A 17,660-nucleotide genomic window follows, 5' to 3' on the forward strand; every position below is an offset into this window, starting at 1 on the left:
AGTCCATGAGGGATGGCGAAGCAACTCGCCTGTCGATCGAGGAGCAAGCCGGCGCCGAGCCCGAGCGGGGCGTGACCGTCCGGGAGACGCTGTCGACGCGGCCGTTCGACGGAGCGCGGCTTGAAGCCGGACGCGCGGGACTCGGACGGCGCATCCGCTGGGTGCATGTGCTGGAGGCCGCGGAGGCGGCGGAGCTGCTGCATGGAGGCGAGATGGTGCTGACGACCGGTCTCGGCTTCGGCTCCGACGAGCTGCGGCAGACGCAGTTCCTCACCCGCCTGCTCGAGCGCGGCGTCAGCTGCGTCTGCCTCGAGCTCGGCTCCCGCCTGCGCGAGCTTCCGCGCGGCTGGCGGCAGCTCGCCGAGGAGGCGGCGACGCCTCTCATCGTCTTTCCGCGGACCGTAAGGTATGTCGACATCACCCAGGAGCTCCATTCGCTCATCCTCCAGCGCCGGCAGGCCCTCTCTCCCGCCGCCCGCGCCGACCCCGAGGCGGCGCTGCTGCGACGCGCCCTGCGCGGCCCGGAAGCCGGCTCCGCGGACGGACTCGCCCATCCGCTCGAAGGGCTGGTGTGGCGGGCGGCGGCGGCCGAATGGGACTCCGCTCCGGCCGCCGCCGCAGCCGCCGATGAGCTGCGCCGCAGGCTGCGCGCCGCGGGCTTCGTTTGCCTCGCGGAAGCGCGCGGCCCGCGGCTGCTCGCCGTCGCCGGCCAGTCGGCGCGCTCCGCCGCGGGCGAACGGCTGGAGCGGACGCTGCGCGCCGCGCTGTCGGCCGTGCCCGGCGGCTGCGCCGGCGCCAGCTCGCGCTTCGCCGGGGCGGTCGGCGCGGAGGAAGCGCGCCGCGAGGCCGAGGAGGCGCTGCGGCTGTGCCTGCTCCGGCAGCCGCAGCCAGCCGCGGCGCGTTCCGCCGGAGGCGGCGGTCCGGCGACGGGCGGAGCTGCTGGCGGTCGGGCGACGGCGGGCGAAGCGGCGGGCGGAGCTGCTGGCCCGTATGCGTGCGAAGACGCAGGAGAGCTGCTCTGCTACGAGCAGCTCGGCGTGCTGCAGCTGCTGCCCGCGCTCGACGACGGGAGGCGGCTGCAGGCGTACGTCGCCCGGCATCTCGGTCCTCTTCTCGAGGCGGACCGGCTGCGCGGTGGCGAGCTGCTGCGAACGCTCCAGGTGTTCCTCGACGCCGACGGCTCCAAGCAGGAGGCGGCCAGGCGGCTCTATGTCGCCCGCCAGTCGCTGTACTATCGGCTCGAGCGGATCGAGGAGCTGATCGGTCCCGTCTGGCTCGATCCCGAGCGCCGGCTCGCCGCCGAGCTTGCCCTGCGCGCCTACCGGCTGCTGCATCCCGGCGGGCTTGCCGGAGACGCGGCCCGCTAGCGCGAGCGACTGCCGCATCGGATGCGGATGCGGATTTGCTATGATGGCGCTGCCAGATCGGATGCGGGCAGCCGTCGAAAATGGCTTGATGCGTCATCGGTTCGTCCGGACTGGCACCACCAGGGAGTCGAGAGTTCCTTCGCCCGCGTAAACCCGGCGCATCGGCTCCACCAGGGAGTCGATAGTTCCTTGGTTCGCGGAAACCCGGCGTACCGGCTCCACCAGGGAGTCGAGAGTTCCTTGGTTCGCAGAAACCCGGCCCGACGGCCCCACCAGGGAGTCGAGAGTTCCTTCGCCCGCGTAAATCCGGCGCATCGGCTCCACCAGGGATTCAATAGTTCCTTCGCACGCGTAAACACGCTGCATTGGCTCCACCAGGGAGTCGAGAGTTCCTTGGTTCACGGAAACCCGGCGCATCAGCTCGACCAGGGAGTCGAGAGTTCCTTGGTTCGCAGAAACCCGGCCCGACGGCCCCACCAGGGAGTCGAAAGTTCCCTGGTTTACGGAAACCCGACGCATCAGCTCTACCAGGGAGTCGAGAGTTCCTTGGTTCGCGGAAACCCGGCGCATCGGCTCCACCAGGGAGTCGAGAGTTCCTTGGTTCGCGGAAACACGGCGAATCAGCTTCACCAGGGAGTCGAGAGTTCCTTGGTTCGCAGAAACCCGGCCCGACGGCCCCACCAGGGAGTCGAAAGTTCCCTAGTTTACGGAAACCCGTCGCATCGGCTCGACCAGGGAGTCGAGAGTTCCTTGGTTCGCAGAAACCCGGCCCGACGGCCCCACCAGGGAGTCGAAAGTTCCCTAGTTTACGGAAACCCGTCGCATCGGCTCCACCAGGGAGTCGAGAGTTCCTTGGTTCACGGAAACCCGGCGCATCAGCTCAACCAGGGAGTCGAGAGTTCCTTCGCACGCGGAAACCCGGCGCATCGGCTCCACCAGGGAGTCGAGAGTTCCTTCGCACGCGGAAACCCGGCGCATCAGCTCGACCAGAGAATCGAGAGTTCCTTGGTTCGCGGAAACCCGGCGCACCGGCTCGAATCCTCCTCCTATCGAGCGAGCGGCAGCAGCGACTCCAGCAGCGCCGTCTGCAGAAACGCCATGTCCTCGTCTGTGGACGACAGCGGCGGCGCAATCGTGAGCACATTGGCCATGCCGGCGACGGTGTCGCCGTTTTTGCCGATGATGAGCCCCGCTTCCCGGCAGCGGTCGAGCACGGCCTGCACCACTGCCGCGCCGAGCGGCTCGCGGCTGGACCGGTCCGCCACCAGCTCGATGCCGGCCATCAGCCCGAAGCCGCGGATGTCGCCGACCTGCGGATGCGAGGCGAGCTCCGCGCGCAAGTCGCCGAGCAGCTTCGCGCCGAGCTCCGCCGCCCGCTGCGGCAGCCGCTCGCGCTCCAGCAGCTTCAGATTGGCGAGCGCCAGCGCGCACGCGGCGGGATTGCCGCCGAACGTATTGATGTGGCGCAGATGCGCCAGCGCGCCGGTGCGCCGGAACGCCTCGTGCAGCTCGCGCTTCACCGCCGTCGCGGCGAGCGGCAGGTAGCCGCTCGTCAGTCCTTTGGCCATCGTCACGATGTCGGGCGAGACGCCGTAGTTGTGATGGCCGAACTTGCGGCCGGAGCGGCCGAAGCCGCAGATCACCTCGTCGACGATGAGCAGGACGCCGCGCTCCGTGCAGATGCGCCGCACCTCCTGCATATAAAGCGGGTCGGGCACGATGACCCCCCCGCCCGTAATTACGGGCTCGAGAATGACGCCCGCGACCGTCTCCTCGCCTTCCCAGACGATGCGCTCCTCGATCTCCCGCGCGCACAGCAGCTGGAACGCCTCGGCCGTCATCCCCTCCGGCCTGCGGTAGCTGTCCGGCGGCCGCACATGCAGGAAGCCCGGAGCGAGCGGCTCGTAGCCGAGCTTGCGCATCGCCTGGCCGGTCGCGGCAAGCGCGCCGAGCGAGTTGCCGTGATAGCCCCGGTAGCGCGCGACGAATTTCGTCCGCAACGGGTTGCCGCTTTGCAGATGGTATTGGCGGGCGATCTTGAACGCGACCTCGTTCGCCTCGGAGCCGCTGTTGGAGAAAAAGACGACGTAATCGCCCTCCAGCCACTCGCCGAGCTGCTCGGCCAGCTCGATCGCGGGCAGATGGGACTGGGTCAGCGGATAATAGGGAAGCCGCTCCAGCTGCCGCGCCGCCGCGTCCGCGAGCTCCTTGCGTCCATAACCGGCGTTGACGCACCAGAGGCCGGACATGCCGTCGAGGTAGCGTCGGCCGTCCTCGGCGGTCACCCAGGAGCCCTGCCCTTCCACGATGACGAGCGGCCGGTCGGCCGCCCGGTACGGGCGCATGCCATGCCACAACTGTCCGCGCCGCTGCACGGCCGGCGCCCCCGCTTGGGCTGGGGCTGCTTCTGCAGGAGCCTCTGCCGTTTCTGCCAATGCCTCCGCAGCAGCTGCCGCTCCTGCCAGCCCGTCTGCAGCTCCTGCCGCCCCGTCTGCCGCTCCTGCCAGCCCGTCTGCATCTCCTGCCAGCCCGTCTGCATCTCCTGCCAGCCCTTCTGCCGCCCCTGCCAATCCGGCCGTTCCGGCCGAGACGGGAACGCCCTCCGCATCCGATGAGCCGATGCCTTGCTGGACCATGCCGTTTCAGCTCCTTGTCGGCCACACGCCGTCAGTAGCGGGCGGTGACCATCTTTTTTCGCGTGTAGAACTCGACTCCGTCCCGCCCGTTCGCATGCAGGTCGCCGTAGAACGAGCCTTTCCAGCCGCTGAACGGGAAAAACGCCATCGGCGCCGGAACGCCGATGTTGATGCCGAGCATGCCCGCGTCGATCTCCTCGCGAAAGCGGCGCACGGCGCGGGCGCTGTCCGTATAGAGGCAAGCGCCGTTGGCGAACGGCGAGCGGTTGGCGAGCTCGATGCCCTCCTCCAGCCCGCCGATCTCCGCCACGCACAGCACGGGGGCGAACAGCTCCTCCTGCCAGACGGCCATCTCCTCCTGCACCTTGACGACGATCGTCGGGCCGAGGAACGAGCCGCTGCCCGGCGGCGCCGGATCGAGCCGGCCGTCGCGCAGCAGCTCCGCGCCGCCTCGCAGCGCCTGCTCCAGCAGCGCCAGCGCGCGGTCGCGGCTCTCGCAGCGGATCATCGGCGTGGCGATGCCGGCCGGGCCGCCTCCCTCTGCGGGACGCATCGCATCCGCCTGCTCCAGCAGCAGCCGCAGAAACTCCGGCGCCGCGCCGCGCTCGACGCAGACGACGGCGCAGGCCATGCAGCGCTGGCCGGCGGAGCCGAACGCGGCCGCGGCGACCTGGCGGGCGGCAGCGGGCAGATCGGCGTCCGCCAGCACGAGGCTGAAGTTTTTGGCGCCGGCCAGCGCCTGCACCCGCTTGCCCTCCGCCGCGCCGCGCCGATAGACGGCCGCGGCCGCCGGCTGCGAGCCGACGAAGCTGACGGCGGCGATGCCGGGGTGCGCCAGCAGCGCGTCGACCGCCTCGCGCGCGCCGTGCACGATGCTGAGCACGCCGGGCGGGAAGCCCGCCTCCGCGAACAGCTCGGCGAGCCGGCAGGCGAGCAGCGGCGTCCGCTCCGACGGCTTGAGCACGAACGCGTTGCCGCAGGCGACCGCGAGCGGGAACATCCAGCACGGCACCATCATCGGAAAGTTGAACGGCGTAATGCCGCAGACGACGCCGAGCGGATAGCGGTACATCCCCGACTCCAGCCCCGAGGCGATGTCCGGCAGCTGGCTGCCCATGAGCAGCGTCGGCGCTCCGGCCGCGAACTCGACGCATTCGATGCCGCGCTGCACTTCGCCGAGCGCCTCCTCGCGGCTTTTGCCGTTTTCGGCGGCCAGCAGCTCCGCCAGCTCCTCCCTCCGCTCCGACAGCAGCGCCTGATAGCGGAACAGCAGCCTCGCCCGCGCCGGAACGGGCGTGCGGCTCCAGCCGCGGAACGCCTCCTGCGCCGCCGCGACGGCCCGCCCGACCTCGGCCGCGCCGCCGAGCGGGACGAGCGCCAGCACCTCGCCCGTCGCCGGATCGGCGACCGGCGCGAGCGCAGCTCCCTCGGGCGCTTCCTCCCAGCGGCCGCCGATCCAGTTCGCCAGCCGGCGCGGCGCGGGCGCTTCTTTCATTTCCAGCGTATCCTCCATGCGTCTACTCCCTTCTCCCATCTCGCTCTAGCTCTCCCGCCGCCAGGCGCCGGGCTAGAGCCGCGACAGCTCGCCGTACGTCTCCGGCCTCCGGTCGCGGTAGAACTGCCACGCCTCGCGCGCCTCGCGGATGACGCGCCGGTCGAGCACGCCGACGATCGCCTCGTCCCGGTCGCGGCTGCCCTCGGCGACGATCGCTCCGCGCGGATCGACCAGGTAGGACTGGCCGTAAAACTCGCCCATGCGCCACGGCGACTCGACGCCGACGCGGTTGATCGCGGCGACGTAATAGCCGTTGGCGACCGCATGCGCCGGCTGCTCCAGCTTCCACAAATATTCCGACGTGCCCGCGACCGTCGCCGACGGATTGAACACGATCTCCGCTCCGGCGAGTCCGAGCGCGCGCGCCCCTTCCGGGAAGTGGCGGTCGTAGCAGATGTACACGCCGACCTTGGCGTAGGCGGTATCGAATGTCGGATAGCCGAGATTGCCCGGCTTAAAGTAGAACTTTTCCCAGAAGCCATGCGCTCCCCCGCCGGCGCCGACATGCGGAATATGATGCTTGCGGTACTTGCCGAGATAGGCGCCGTCCGCGTCGATGACCGCCGCCGTGTTGTAGTACGAGGCGACGCCTTCGCGCTCGTAGACCGGGACGATCAGCACGACCTCCAGCTCCCGCGCCAGCTCCCGCATCGCCGAGACGGTCGGGCCATCCGGCACTTCTTCGGCGAACCCGTACCACCGGGACGACTGCTCCGCGCAGAAATAAGGACCGGCGAACAGCTCCTGCAGCCCGATGACCTTCGCTCCGCGCGATGCCGCCTCGCGGATGAGCCGCTCGTGCTTCTCGAGGCCGCGCCGCTTGTGCGCCGCGATCTCCTCGCCGCCGTCCAGGTCATGGCTCGCCTGGATAAGTCCGATGCTTACCGTATCCACTGCACATTCCCCCTTTCTGATCTACCGCCTGTCCTCCGCTCGCGGCCGGCCCGCTCCGGCGTCATTTCACGGCCATGTCGTAAATCTCCGTCGTATACGCCGCCCCGAGATCGGCCGCTTTGGAAATGACGCCGAACTGCAGCGCGATGTCCGCCGTCTGCTTGAACGCCGCCTCGTCGATCTTGCCGATGCCGGCCGGATCGAAGCCGTCCGGAGCGACCAGCTTGGCGACCTCCTGCATCATCTTGAGCTGATGATCGCGCGAGGTGCTGTCCGCCTCGGCCGCCTTCATGACGGCGTCGACGGCCGCCTCCGGCTGCTCGATCGCCTCCTGCCAGCCCTTGATCGAGGCGCGCACGAACTTGGCGGCCGCCTCCTTGTTGTCCGCCAGCCAATCGGCGTTGGCGAACAGATTGTCCTCCAGCATGGCGACGCCTTCCTCGTTCATGTCGATGACGTTCAGCTCCGACTCGGGGATGCCCTGCTCCAGCACGACCTGATATTCGTTGTACGTCATCGCCGAGGCGGCATCGAGCTCGCCGGCGAGGAACTGGTCCATCGTGAAGCCCTGCTTGGCGAACTGCACGTCCTTGGCCGGATCGAGCCCGAGCTTGTCGAACAGCGCCAGCAGCTCGAACTCGTTGCCGCCCATCCAGTTGCCGACCTTCTTGCCCTTCAGGTCGGCTGCGGCGGCGATGCCGGCGCTCTTTTTGGACACGAGCACGAGCCCGCTTTTTTGATAGATCTGCGCGATCTCGACGAGCGGCAGTCCCTGCTCCTGATGGGCGAGCAGGCTCGCCACCCAGTCGACGCCGATGTCGGCCGCTCCGCTCGCCACCTGCTGCTCCGGCACGATGTCCGGCCCGCCCGGCAGGATGTCCACGTCCAGCCCTTCCTCCTTGTAATAGCCCTTCTCGAGCGCCATGTAGTAACCGGCAAACTGCGCCTGCGGCACCCACTTCAGCTGCAGGCCGATCTTCACGGCCGCCGCCCCGTCCGCCGCTCCGCCCGCCGCCGGCGTCTCCTGGCCGTTGCCGCATGCCGCCAGCGCGGCAGCCAGCGCCAGCGCCGCTCCCGCCTTGGCCAGCGCGCCGCGCCGGCCTCTCCTCGTCATGCCCATCTTCATCCGCTCCCCCCGAATTGGTCTGCGCGTGCCGCCCGCTGCCGGCTGCGGACGGCCGTTCTCTCTGTCGCTAGCGCGCTTGCTTGGAATCGGCGCCGTCCGGCCGCCCGTGCAGCAGCCGCCGCTCCGCCAGCTGCAGCAGCCCGTACGAGGCGATGCCGGCCGCCGCCGCGACGGCGATGCACGCCCAGCCGAGCGGCATGCGGGCGATCTTGACCGAGTTGGACAGCAGGTAGCCGAGTCCCCGTGAGGCGAAAAAGAACTCGCTCACGATCGCGGCGATCAAGCTCGCCGCCGCGTTGATCTTGAGCGCGGTCAGCGTGTAGGGCAGGCTCGACGGCAGCCGCAGCTTGCGGAATTCCGCCGCCTTGGAAGCGCCGAGCGAGCGCATCAGGTCAAGCTCCGCCGGGCTCGGCGACGTCAGCCCGCGCCAGCTGCCGAGCGCCATCGGCGCCAGGCTCGCGACCGCGGCGACGCCGGCCCGCGAGGCGATGCCGTCGCCGAGCCACAGGCTGAACAGCGGCGCGAGCGCGACGATCGGCACCGCGCTGAGCGCGGCGGCGAGCAGCAGCGCGCCGCGGCCGAGCGCGGGCCGCAGGACGGCCGCCGCTGCGGCCAGCCAGCCGAGCAGCGAGCCTGCGGCGAGCCCGAGCCAGGCTTCCGCCAGCGTGACGCCGGCGGAGCGGAGCAGCAGCTCCGCGTTCGCGGCTGCCGCCGCCGCGATCGCCGACGGCAGCGGCAGCTGGTACGTGCGCAGGCCGAGCAGCGCGTGGAACAGCTCGGCCTGCCACAGCGCGAGGACGGCCAGCCCGGCCGCCAGCGGCAGCAGCAGCTCCGGCAGGCGGGAAGCGGCGCTCCGGCTGCCGAGCCGCCTTTTCGCTCGCGGCCGGGCCTGGCGGGACGGCGTCGGCGCCTCCGGGATCGCGGCCTCCAGCGCCGCCGCAGCCGCGGACACGCTCGCTCCGCTGCGGGTCGCGCTCTTCGGCTCGATATCCGCTCCAGGCGTCATGCGCCCGCCCCCTTTCCGGCGGCGGCCGGGCCGCTGCGCTGCCACGGAAGCAGCAGCCGCTCCAGCAGCGCGACCGCTCCGTAGGCGAGCAGGCCGAGCGCGGCCGAGAGCAGCACCGTGCACCAGAACAGATACGCATGCGACGGACCGTAATACAGATACCGCAGCATGAGCACGCCGATTCCATGCCGCGCGCCCATCAGCTCGACGAGGATCGCGCCGGTCACGGCGAGCGGCGCCGCCGTCTTCAGCCCCGTGAACAGCCCCGGCAGCGAGGCGGGCAGCAGCAGCGTCCGAAAGGCGAACCAGCGCCCGGCCGCCAGCACGCGCTGCAGCTCGCGGTCCTCGGGACGGATCGACTTCAGCCCGCGCAGCATTTGCAGCGCGACCGGGAAAAAGGCGATGTAGGCGGCGATCAGCAGCCGGGCCGTGCCCTCATCCCGAAAGATGCCGTACACGATCGGCGCCAGCCCGAGGATCGGGATCATCTGCGACGCTACCGCATAAGGAGCGGCGATCCGCTCGGCCGTGCGCGACGCTCCCATGAGCAGGGCGAGCGCCGCTCCGGCCAGCGCCCCCGCCAGAAAGCCTTTCGCGGCGCTGCCCAGCGTCGCCGCCGCTTCGGCGAGCAGCTTGCCGCCGTCTCTCGCCAGCGCCTCCGCGATCCGATGCGGATAGGGCAGCTTGGACTGGGCGAGCGGCACCTGCAGCCGCTCCAGCAGCAGCCACGAGCCGAGCTCCCACAGCAGCAGCGCCGCCGCTCCCCATAACGCGAGGTCCTTCCATCCTCCGGCCGCTCCCGCCCTCACGGCTCCGCCTCCTCGAACAGCTGACGGATCGACGACGTGAGCCGGTGGAACTCCGGCTCGGCGCGCAGCGAGCCGACGCGCGGGCGCGGCAAGCCGACCTCCACCTCGGCGGACAGGCGGCCCGGCCGCGCCGACAGCACGAACACCCGGTCGCTCAGGAACGCCGCCTCGGCGATGCTGTGCGTGACGAACACGACCGTGCAGCCGGTGCGGCTCCACAGGCCGAGCAGCTCCTCGCCGAGCCGCTCGCGCGTGAACTCGTCAAGCGCCGAGAACGGTTCGTCCATGAGCAGAATTTGCGGATCCGCGGCCAGCGCCCGGGCGATCGAGACGCGCTGCTGCATGCCGCCGCTCAGCTGGCGCGGACGCTTGCCCGCGAACGCTCCCAGCCCGACCAGCTCCAGCAGCTCCTCGGCACGCTCGCGGCGGCGCGCCCGCGGCATGCCGGCCAGCTCCAGCGGCAGCTCGACATTCCCTCTCACCGTCCTCCACTCATACAGCGCCGGCGTCTGGAAGACGATGCCGAACTTGCGGGTCAGCCGCGCCTGCCGCGGCGTCCCGCCGGCGATGCCGACGCCGCCGCTCGTCGGCTCCAGCAGATCCGCCATCATCCGCAGCAGCGTCGTCTTGCCGCAGCCGGACGGTCCGAGCAGGCTCACGAACTCGCCTTTGCGGATGCCGAGGCTGATCTCGCGGATCGCCGGCTCGGAGCCTCCGCCGTAATCCATGCCGACCCGGTCGACGACGATTTCTTGCTGGGCAGCATTTTGCGCCAAAGCTCCCATCCCCCTTCCGTTTCCGTGAAGCTTTCGCCGGAATGGTTCCATCGTAAGCGGGAGCGGTCCGGTTTTCATTAGACAGAACGGCCGATTCGCTTTTGACACAGTGTCTGAACGGTCGACAACGGATGGAAGGAAACGTTCCGCGGGGCCGGCAGCCTGGCCGCGACGGAAGCGCCGTGCGAAGGCTCCGTGTCGAGCGCTCGCTCGCCTTGCCGGATTCGGCGCGTTCCGGCTCGCCGCCGAGCCGTCTCCCTTCCCTTGCCCCGCTGGATCCGCTATACTGGACGAATAGAACATTCGTTCGAGGAGGAGTCGACCGCATGGCCCATCGCAAGCTCAAGCTGTCCCGTACGGAGGCCCGCCGCTTCCTGCTCGATTATCATGGCCTCGGACCGGAGCGGCGCTACGCCGGCAAGGCCGGCATCATGGACTACATCCGGCAGGCAGGCTGCATCCAGTTCGATCCGCTCGATCCGGCCGGCCGCAATGCCGAGCTCGTGCTGCAAGCCCGCCTGGAGCGCTTCGAGCCGTCGCAGCTCGACGAGCTGCTGTACGCGGACCGGCTGCTGGTCGACGGCATGGACAAGGTGATGAGCATCTATCCGACAGCCGACTGGCCGGCGTTCCGGAGAACGCGCGAGCGGGCCCGCAGCCGCTACGGCTCCATTCCCGAGGTCGCGGCTTTCGTGCCCGTCGTGCGCGAGGCGCTGGAGGCTCGCGGACCGCTGCTCTCGCGCGAGCTGGAGAGCGGCGTCAAGCTCGACTGGGCCTGGTCTCCGGCCCGCCAGGCCAAGGCGACGATGGAGAGCATGTATTTATGGGGAGAGCTCGTCATCGACCGCAAGCAGCGCAACCAGCGCGTCTACCAGCTGGCCGAGAAGCTTCTTCCCGAGGAGCTGCTGGACGCCCCGGACCCGCATCCCGCCGACGAGGATTACGCGCGCTGGCGGGTGCTGAGGCGGGTCGGAGGCGTCGGCCTGCTCTCGCCGCGCATGTCGGACGCCTGGGTCGGCACCTCTTTCCTCAAGGCCGCCGAGCGTACGCGCATCTTCCGCGAGCTGGCGGAGCAAGGGCGGCTCGTGGAGGTGGAGACGGAAGGACTGAGCGCTCCCCACTATGCGCGGACGGACGATCTGGAGCGCTGGCTCGATTCAGGCTCCGCCGAGCGCTGGTCCTCGCAGCCGGCGCGCACCTCCTTCCTCGCGCCTCTGGACAACGTGCTTTGGGACCGCCGCCTCATCCGCGAGCTGTTCGACTTCGCCTATATTTGGGAGGTGTACAAGCCGGCCGCGATCCGGCAGTTCGGCTATTACACGCTCCCGGTGCTCCAGGGCGAGGCGTTCGTCGCCCGCATGGAGCCGGGCCGCATGCCGGGCGGCGAACGGGCTGTGCTCGGCTGGTGGCCGGAGCCCGGCAGGCGGCCGACGCGCGACAGCCAGCGCAGCCTGGCGCTCGCCTTCTCGGACTTCCGCGCCTACCTGGGCTGCGATCGGCTCGCCGTTTCCGAGCAGGCCGCCTCCGCCGAGCCGCGCCTGGAGCGGCTCGCCAACTCGCGGCCGCGCCGCGCCCGGGCTTAAGCTGATCCCCCCTCTTGTCGCGCGCTTCCTCGTTCCATGCCAAAAGAGGCGAAGCCGGAAACTCCGGCCTCGCCTCTTTTCGTGCTCTTTTTTGCGTATCTCCCTAACTGAACGAACGCGTCGGCGCCCATGAGCCCTGCAGCTTGCGCACGAGGATGATCTGTCCCGCATGGTAGGCATCGTGGACCGCCAGGCTGTTCACCCAGGTCCCTGCCTCCGAGCCCTTGCCGATCCGCTTCTCGTACAGGCTGTCCTCCTCCCACTCGCGGACGATCGCCCCGATGGCCGCATGCGCCTGCCCCAGCCTGCGCCGCGTTTCCTCCCATGACGCCTCCTCCGCGCCGATCCCCGCCGCATGGAACGTGTCCGTGTTGGTCACGCCGTCCGCGGCCGTGTCGCTCTCTCCGCGCCAAGCCCGCAGGAAAGCCTCCTTATAGAAAATCAGGTGATGGACCGTCTCGCGGATCGTGTTGGCCGCGGCTCCTTGCGGACGCCAATCCGCCTGCTCCTCCGTCACGCCTTCGAGCGCCGTCTGCAGCGGCGGCGACCAGTCCTCCTTGCTGTAAGCAAACTCCCAGGCTTTTTCCAACAGCTTCGTCTTTTCCCGGTTCGAGCTCATGGTTCTTGTCTCCCTTCCTTGGCGACGCTATAATGGCGAAGAAGACGGTAACGATGAAATGGAGGTTGACTCGTTACCTTTTGCTGCTCTTACTATACCCGGAATCGACCTATTTGTAACCTTCTTTTTCATTTTAGATCGTTACTACTGGCAGCAGGAAAGGAAGTCGCATGATCTGGGAAGATTTTTTGAACAGCCTATGGCATGACTGGAGAGGCAGCGGAGCGAGCGAGGACCGTCTCGAGCACGCTGCTTGGAGGAAACGATTCTGGGCCAAGCACGGTTCGGACGATGCGCAGGCGCCCGAGCCTTCCCCGGCCGAGCTGTCCGAGCTGCGGCGGCTGCGGGACGAGCTGCGCCGCCTGACCCTCGCGATCGTAGACGCCCGTCGGGAGTCGCTGCCGCTGGCAGCGTCCGCGCTGGAGCCGCTCCAGGCGGCGCTGCGCGCAGCTCCTTTCCACTTGGAGCTGGAGCTCGAAGCGAGCGAGCGGCCGCTCGGGGAGGTCGGCTTCCGCCTGGAGCGCCGCCCGCTCGCTTCGGACTGGCAGGCGGTCCGCTGCCGCGTGGCGGCGGCATACGCCGACATGCTCGCGGCCGGCGGAGCGGAGAGGCTGCGCGTATGCGACAATCCGGACTGCAAGTGGATCTATTACGACGAGACGAAAAACCGCTCGAAGCGCTACTGCGACGACAAAGCCTGCGGCAATCTGCTCAAGGTGCGCCGCTTTCGCGAGCGGGCGCGCCAGCAGCCGAAAAATTGACAATATGGGAGATTGAATAAACATGAATTTGTCCCTGCATGTGATCGACGTGACCGATCCGGCCGCCTCGCAGGAGCTGCGAGAGCTGCAGACCAAGGCGTACCGCGAGGAAGCCAAACGGATCGGCTTCGACGCCATCCCCGGCATCGACGAGAGCCATGAGGAGCTGCTCGAATGTCCGGCCGAATTTTACGGCTGCGCGCTCGACGGCCGATTGGCCGGCGCCATCGCCGTCGAGGCCGAGCAGGACGGCAGCCGGACGATATCGCGCCTCGTCGTGCATCCGGACTTTTTCCGGCGCGGCATCGGCCGCTTCCTGCTGCAGGAGGCGCTCGCGCGGCACGCCGGAGCGACGATCCACGTCTCGACGGGCGAAGCCAACGTCCCGGCCGTCGCTCTTTATCTGTCCTCCGGCTTCCGGCCCGACGGACGCTTCGAGCCGGCCCCCGGCCTCTGGATCGCCCGTTTCCGCCGCGAGCCGGACGCCGGCTGAACGCTGCAGCGGCTGACGACGAATCCCCCCGCGAGGACCGCCTAACCAAACAAGCCGCCCCTCCATTCCGTGGAATGGCGGGGCGGCTTGTTGTCGATGCGCGCGGCGGCTACAGCAGCGATTCCGCTCCGTCGATGTAGATGTCGGTGCCCGTCACATGCGAGGCCAGATCGGAGGCTAGGTAGGTGACGAGATCGGCGACTTGGGCCGCCTTGCCGGGCTTGCCCGCCAGCGGATGAGAGCCCTCCGGATATTCGACCGGAATCTTGGCCTGCTCGGCTTCCTCCGTCCGTTCCGTGTTGTCGTCGATGTTCGTCTCGATCGCGCCCGGACAGACGGCGTTGACGCGGATCCGATGCGGAGCCAGCTCCAGCGCGGCCATCTTCATGAGCGCGACTTGGCCGGCCTTGGACGCGCTGTACGCGGTCGCGCCCGTGTTGTTGAAGATCCGGTTGCCGTTGATCGAGCTCGTGATGATGATGCTGCCGCCGGCCTGCTTCTTGAGATGCGGAACGGCATATTTGAGCGTGAGAAAGGTGCCGCGCAGGTTGATGCCGAGCGTCTGGTCCCAGTCCTCGACCTCCATGTCCTCCAGCGTCGTCCAGACGCCGTTGATGCCGGCATTGGCGAAGACGATATCGAGCCGGCCGAAGCGCTCGACGATCTCGTTGATGCCCTGCTCGACCGCCTTGGCGTCGCTGACATCCGTCGCCGCGACCCAGGCTTCCCCGCCCTCGCGCTCGATTTCCGCCTTGACCTTCTCCGCCTCCTCCGGCGTCCGGTCGAGGAAGCCGACCTTCGCGCCGCGGCGCGCCAGATCCAGCGCGGACGCCCGGCCGATGCCGGAGCCGCCGCCGGTGACGATGGCGACCTTTCCTTCGAGAAGCTTGTCTGCATGCATGGCAATCACCCTTTCGAAAAAGTATCCCCACCGGAACCAGCATGGCCCCGATGCTTATAAAGGATACTTAATCGCGCGGCGTCAAGCTTGAAACGGCTGAATGCAGACCGGCTGCGAAACGGCATGCTTCTTGCCGGTATAGGCCAGCTTGCCGCTCTCGGCATCGACGGAGAAGATCGAGATGCCGTCCGTATCCTTGTTGGCCGCCAGCAGCCACCGTCCGCCCGGGAGCAGCGCGAAATGGCGCGGATGCCGGCCCTCGACGGAAATATGCTGGATCGGCTCCAGCATGCGGCCGCCGTTGCGGGCGGCAAACACGACAAGGCTGTCATGGCCGCGGTTGGAGCCGTAGACGAACCGCCCGTCCGCGGAGACGGCGACTTCGGCGCAGGTATTGTCCCCTTGCCAGCCGTCCGGAAGCGTCGGCACATGGCCGAGCTCCGCGAGCTCGCCGGTCTCCGGCTCGTAGCCGAGCACGCTGACGGTCGAATCGACTTCGTTGATGACATAAGCGAAGCGGCCCTCCGGATGGAAGGCCAGATGGCGCGGACCGGCTCCGGGATGAATCCGGTTGTCCCGGACCGGAACCATCCGATCGTCCTCGAGCCGGTACGTGCGGATGAGATCAAGGCCGAGATCCTGCACGAACGCCCAGCGGCCGTCCGGGCTGAAGCGGGTCGAGTGCGGATGCGGGCGGTCCTGGCGCTCCGGGTCGACGCTGCTGCCCTCATGCTGCGGCTGATCGAGGCGGCGTCCGATCGTTCCGTCCTCCTCCAGCTCCATCAGGCCCGCCATGCCGCCGTGATAGCTGACGACGATCAGCCGCCGGCCGTCGGGGCTGCGCTCGATATGGCAGGTCGGTCCGTCGGTCGTCGGCGCTTCGCCGATGCGCTCAAGCGTCCCCTCTCCCGCGTCGAACCGATAGGAGACGGCGGTGCCGCTCTTGCCTCCCGCCTCGTTCACGCCCTCGGATATGGCGTACAGCTTGCCGCCTTCCGGGTCGACGTTCAGGAACGTCGGATTGCGGAGGCCGTCCGCCTCCGCGAGCGGCGGCTCCAGCGCCAGCTCCTCCTCGTTCCAGCGATACAGATAGACGCCAGGCCCTTCCGGCTTGGCGTACGAGCCGACGAACAGATACGTCTTTTTTTCGTTCATGAGCTTCATCTCTCCTTATCGGTCATCGTTTCGGCAGCAGCTTCACGTATTGGTCGGACAGCGCCATCAGCTTGAGCATGTACTCGTAGTCGTCCCGGTACGCGGAGAAGTCCGCCACCGGCTGCAGCGTATCGAGCCGGATCGCTTCTCCGTCCTCGAAGCCTTTGCCCGGCACGAACAGGATGTCGTCATTCAGGAACGAGCCCGTCGGCAAATAGTACCTCATGCCGATCACGTTCCGCTCCGTATTGAGCAGATCGCGGCCGAACGGCAGCACGCCTCCATCCTCCGGACGGATGCCGAGCAGATTGGCGATCGTCGGCAGCAGGTCCATCTGGCCGCCGGTGCGTTCGATCGTCCGCGGCTGCTGGCCCGGATAGCGGATGACGAGCGGAATGTTGAGGCGGCTGACCCGCTTGTCGTAGTCGATGCCAAGCTGCTTGCGAATCAGCTCCGGGTCCGCGTCCTGCGGCTGCAGGCCGAAATGATCCCCGTACAGCACGAGCGCCGTCCGGTCCCACAGCCCCTTCTCCTTCAGCCCGTCGATCAGGCGGCCGACCGCCCAGTCCGTATAATGCACCGACTGCAGGTAGTCGCCGACGACCGTCCCCCGCAGCCCGTCCGGCAGCGTCAGCGTCTGCTTGTCCTCCGGAATGCGGAACGGAGAATGGTTGGACGTCGTGATCAGATGCGCGTAGAACTTGCCGCCTTGCGCCGCCGTCTTCGCCAGCTCGTCGACCGCCGTCCGGTACAGCTCCTCGTCGGAAGCGCCGAAGCTGTTGAAATGATCGTTATGGAAATAGGGCTTGTCGTAATACTTGTCGAAGCCGAGCGCCGGATACAGCTTATTGCGGTCCCAAAAGCCGACGTTGTTGATGTGGAACGTATACGCGCGGTAGCCCCGCTCCTGCAGCAGCCTCGGCAGGCTCGGCAGCTTCCGGTTGCCGTAGCCCGTGCTCATCGCGATCGTGCCGGTCGGATAGATCGACGTATTGGCGATGAATTCGGCGTCGGACGTATTGCCCTGGCCGATCTGCTGGAAGAAATGCGGAGCGTACCACCCCTCGTCCGCCAGCCGGTTCAGCACCGGCGTCACTTCCTGCTCCCCGAGCTTCAGCCGGATCGGAAAGTTCTGCAGCGCCTCCAGCTGGACGACGATCAGGTTCATGTCCCGCATCGCGCCGAAGGCTTGCGGCGTTGCCCCGGCGTTGCCGCCGGCGCCTCCATACGGGTAGGAGGCCTGCAGCGCCTTGGCCGCTTCGATCGTCTCGGCGATGTTGCCGGAGGCGATCTCCTTCTCCTCCTCGTAGGACTTGAGCGCGCTCACGATCTGATAGTTGAACAGCCCGACGCTCTCCGCCTGGGCCAGCTCGCTCTTGGTCGCCTCCGCCTCGCGGACGAACCACAGCGAGCCTGCCGCTCCGGCAAGGCACAGCGCCGCCGCCAGCGGCTTGAACAGGCTGCGCCTGCCTCGCGGTGCGCTGCCTCTCCTGCGGCGCAGCGCCCATACGGCCGCGATGACGGCCAGATCGGCGAAGTAGACATAGTCCAGCGGCCGGATCGTGCCCTCTACGCTCTCCCGCACGCCCAGCACCTGGCCCAGATTGCCGAGCGCCGTGTACGTCGCGACCGTGCCGAAGTTTTTGAAATAAAGCGTCACCGCGAACAGCAGCCCGGAGAAGACCAGATTGAATGCCCAATAGGCCGGACCTTTGCCCCTTCTCGGCGTCGCCAGCTCGAGCAGGCCGAGCAGCGCCAGCAGCGACAGCGCGTCCGCCGCGAGCGCGAGCGGCTCGATGCCGCCGAACAGCTCCATGCGCATCCATTGCAGCTTCAGCAGCAGCAGCAGGTACAGCCCGCCGAACAGGCTCCTGCCTTCCTGCCTTTGCCCGAAGGACAAGGGACGTTTCATCGTGAATTCCTTCTTTCTCTAGCGGCTTTGCAAAATCTTAATCAGTATAGCACAACGCGCAAGAAGC

The 17,660-nt window shown here is 68.3% G+C and carries 16 protein-coding genes; 4 read left to right on the forward strand and 12 right to left on the reverse strand.

Annotated elements, in window-relative coordinates; translation table 11 throughout:
- Positions 1–5: 5 nt before the first annotated feature.
- Positions 6–1,367, forward strand: a complete 1,362-nt coding sequence (locus tag NYE40_RS12715; protein WP_028597289.1) for a PucR family transcriptional regulator — start codon at positions 6–8, stop codon at positions 1,365–1,367.
- Positions 1,368–1,460: 93 nt separating this feature from the next.
- Here NYE40_RS12715 and NYE40_RS12720 read toward each other — a convergent pair whose 3' ends face one another.
- The 8 genes from NYE40_RS12720 to NYE40_RS12755 all read right to left on the reverse strand — a co-directional run bounded on the left by NYE40_RS12720 (position 1,461) and on the right by NYE40_RS12755 (position 10,169).
- Positions 1,461–1,997 (reverse strand): hypothetical protein, encoded by a 537-nt coding sequence (locus NYE40_RS12720; protein ID WP_101809160.1) that lies wholly within the window; start codon positions 1,995–1,997, stop codon positions 1,461–1,463.
- A gap of 416 nt (positions 1,998–2,413) precedes the next feature.
- The gene (locus NYE40_RS12725; RefSeq protein ID WP_255309700.1) at positions 2,414–4,003 is read right to left on the reverse strand and encodes an aminotransferase; all 1,590 of its coding nucleotides are present in this window, start codon (positions 4,001–4,003) and stop codon (positions 2,414–2,416) included.
- Positions 4,004–4,034: 31 nt separating this feature from the next.
- Complete coding sequence (mmsA, locus tag NYE40_RS12730; protein ID WP_244912799.1) at positions 4,035–5,516, reverse strand: CoA-acylating methylmalonate-semialdehyde dehydrogenase; 1,482 nt, start codon at positions 5,514–5,516, stop codon at positions 4,035–4,037.
- A gap of 54 nt (positions 5,517–5,570) precedes the next feature.
- Positions 5,571–6,452 carry a nitrilase-related carbon-nitrogen hydrolase gene (locus tag NYE40_RS12735; protein ID WP_339278525.1) on the reverse strand — a complete coding sequence of 294 codons (882 nt, stop codon included), beginning with the start codon at positions 6,450–6,452 and terminating at the stop codon, positions 5,571–5,573.
- A 61-nt stretch (positions 6,453–6,513) separates the two neighbouring features.
- A complete protein-coding gene (locus NYE40_RS12740) occupies positions 6,514–7,572 on the reverse strand; it encodes an ABC transporter substrate-binding protein (RefSeq protein ID WP_339278526.1) in 1,059 nt (352 codons plus the stop codon).
- A gap of 73 nt (positions 7,573–7,645) precedes the next feature.
- Positions 7,646–8,584 carry an ABC transporter permease subunit gene (locus NYE40_RS12745; RefSeq protein ID WP_101809163.1) on the reverse strand — a complete coding sequence of 313 codons (939 nt, stop codon included), beginning with the start codon at positions 8,582–8,584 and terminating at the stop codon, positions 7,646–7,648.
- Positions 8,581–9,393: an ABC transporter permease subunit gene (locus tag NYE40_RS12750; RefSeq protein WP_101809164.1), complete on the reverse strand. Its 813-nt coding sequence runs from the start codon at positions 9,391–9,393 to the stop codon at positions 8,581–8,583. Before NYE40_RS12750 ends, NYE40_RS12745 begins: the two co-directional genes overlap by 4 nt.
- Positions 9,390–10,169, reverse strand: a complete 780-nt coding sequence (locus NYE40_RS12755) for an ABC transporter ATP-binding protein (RefSeq protein WP_228551516.1) — start codon at positions 10,167–10,169, stop codon at positions 9,390–9,392. Before NYE40_RS12755 ends, NYE40_RS12750 begins: the two co-directional genes overlap by 4 nt.
- Before the next feature lie 326 nt (positions 10,170–10,495).
- On the opposite strand from NYE40_RS12755, the gene NYE40_RS12760 reads away from it, so the two are divergent.
- The gene (locus NYE40_RS12760) at positions 10,496–11,752 is read left to right on the forward strand and encodes a crosslink repair DNA glycosylase YcaQ family protein (RefSeq protein WP_339278527.1); all 1,257 of its coding nucleotides are present in this window, start codon (positions 10,496–10,498) and stop codon (positions 11,750–11,752) included.
- 103 nt (positions 11,753–11,855) lie between these two features.
- On the opposite strand, the gene NYE40_RS12765 is transcribed toward NYE40_RS12760, so the two are convergent.
- Positions 11,856–12,371, reverse strand: a complete 516-nt coding sequence (locus NYE40_RS12765; protein WP_339278528.1) for a DinB family protein — start codon at positions 12,369–12,371, stop codon at positions 11,856–11,858.
- Positions 12,372–12,541: 170 nt separating this feature from the next.
- Between NYE40_RS12765 and NYE40_RS12770 the strand changes: the two genes are divergently transcribed.
- A complete protein-coding gene (locus tag NYE40_RS12770) occupies positions 12,542–13,132 on the forward strand; it encodes a CGNR zinc finger domain-containing protein (RefSeq protein ID WP_339278529.1) in 591 nt (196 codons plus the stop codon).
- 22 nt (positions 13,133–13,154) lie between these two features.
- Positions 13,155–13,625, forward strand: coding sequence for a GNAT family N-acetyltransferase (locus NYE40_RS12775; protein WP_339278530.1), 471 nt, complete (start codon positions 13,155–13,157; stop codon positions 13,623–13,625).
- Between the two features lie 109 nt (positions 13,626–13,734).
- Here NYE40_RS12775 and NYE40_RS12780 read toward each other — a convergent pair whose 3' ends face one another.
- The 3 genes from NYE40_RS12780 to NYE40_RS12790 form a co-directional block, all read right to left on the reverse strand.
- Positions 13,735–14,526 (reverse strand): SDR family NAD(P)-dependent oxidoreductase, encoded by a 792-nt coding sequence (locus tag NYE40_RS12780; RefSeq protein WP_339278531.1) that lies wholly within the window; start codon positions 14,524–14,526, stop codon positions 13,735–13,737.
- 81 nt (positions 14,527–14,607) lie between these two features.
- Positions 14,608–15,690 (reverse strand): lactonase family protein, encoded by a 1,083-nt coding sequence (locus tag NYE40_RS12785; protein ID WP_339278532.1) that lies wholly within the window; start codon positions 15,688–15,690, stop codon positions 14,608–14,610.
- 13 nt (positions 15,691–15,703) lie between these two features.
- Positions 15,704–17,593: an LTA synthase family protein gene (locus NYE40_RS12790; protein WP_153783696.1), complete on the reverse strand. Its 1,890-nt coding sequence runs from the start codon at positions 17,591–17,593 to the stop codon at positions 15,704–15,706.
- Positions 17,594–17,660: the final 67 nt, after the last annotated feature.

Origin of the sequence: Paenibacillus sp. FSL W8-1187 (assembly GCF_037965485.1) — a bacterium.
Taxonomy (GTDB): Bacteria; Bacillota; Bacilli; order Paenibacillales; family Paenibacillaceae; genus Paenibacillus_O; species Paenibacillus_O pasadenensis.

Coding starts and splice junctions, on each gene's coding strand:
- NYE40_RS12725 (WP_255309700.1), bottom strand. CDS start 4,003: ATGGTCCAGCAAGGCATCGGCTCATCGGATGCGGAGGGCGTTCCCGTC.
- NYE40_RS12745 (WP_101809163.1), bottom strand. CDS start 8,584: ATGACGCCTGGAGCGGATATCGAGCCGAAGAGCGCGACCCGCAGCGGA.
- NYE40_RS12770 (WP_339278529.1), top strand. CDS start 12,542: ATGATCTGGGAAGATTTTTTGAACAGCCTATGGCATGACTGGAGAGGC.
- NYE40_RS12790 (WP_153783696.1), bottom strand. CDS start 17,593: ATGAAACGTCCCTTGTCCTTCGGGCAAAGGCAGGAAGGCAGGAGCCTG.
- NYE40_RS12775 (WP_339278530.1), top strand. CDS start 13,155: ATGAATTTGTCCCTGCATGTGATCGACGTGACCGATCCGGCCGCCTCG.
- NYE40_RS12760 (WP_339278527.1), top strand. CDS start 10,496: ATGGCCCATCGCAAGCTCAAGCTGTCCCGTACGGAGGCCCGCCGCTTC.
- mmsA (WP_244912799.1), bottom strand. CDS start 5,516: ATGGAGGATACGCTGGAAATGAAAGAAGCGCCCGCGCCGCGCCGGCTG.
- NYE40_RS12765 (WP_339278528.1), bottom strand. CDS start 12,371: ATGAGCTCGAACCGGGAAAAGACGAAGCTGTTGGAAAAAGCCTGGGAG.
- NYE40_RS12785 (WP_339278532.1), bottom strand. CDS start 15,690: ATGAAGCTCATGAACGAAAAAAAGACGTATCTGTTCGTCGGCTCGTAC.
- NYE40_RS12780 (WP_339278531.1), bottom strand. CDS start 14,526: ATGCATGCAGACAAGCTTCTCGAAGGAAAGGTCGCCATCGTCACCGGC.
- NYE40_RS12740 (WP_339278526.1), bottom strand. CDS start 7,572: ATGGGCATGACGAGGAGAGGCCGGCGCGGCGCGCTGGCCAAGGCGGGA.
- NYE40_RS12715 (WP_028597289.1), top strand. CDS start 6: ATGAGGGATGGCGAAGCAACTCGCCTGTCGATCGAGGAGCAAGCCGGC.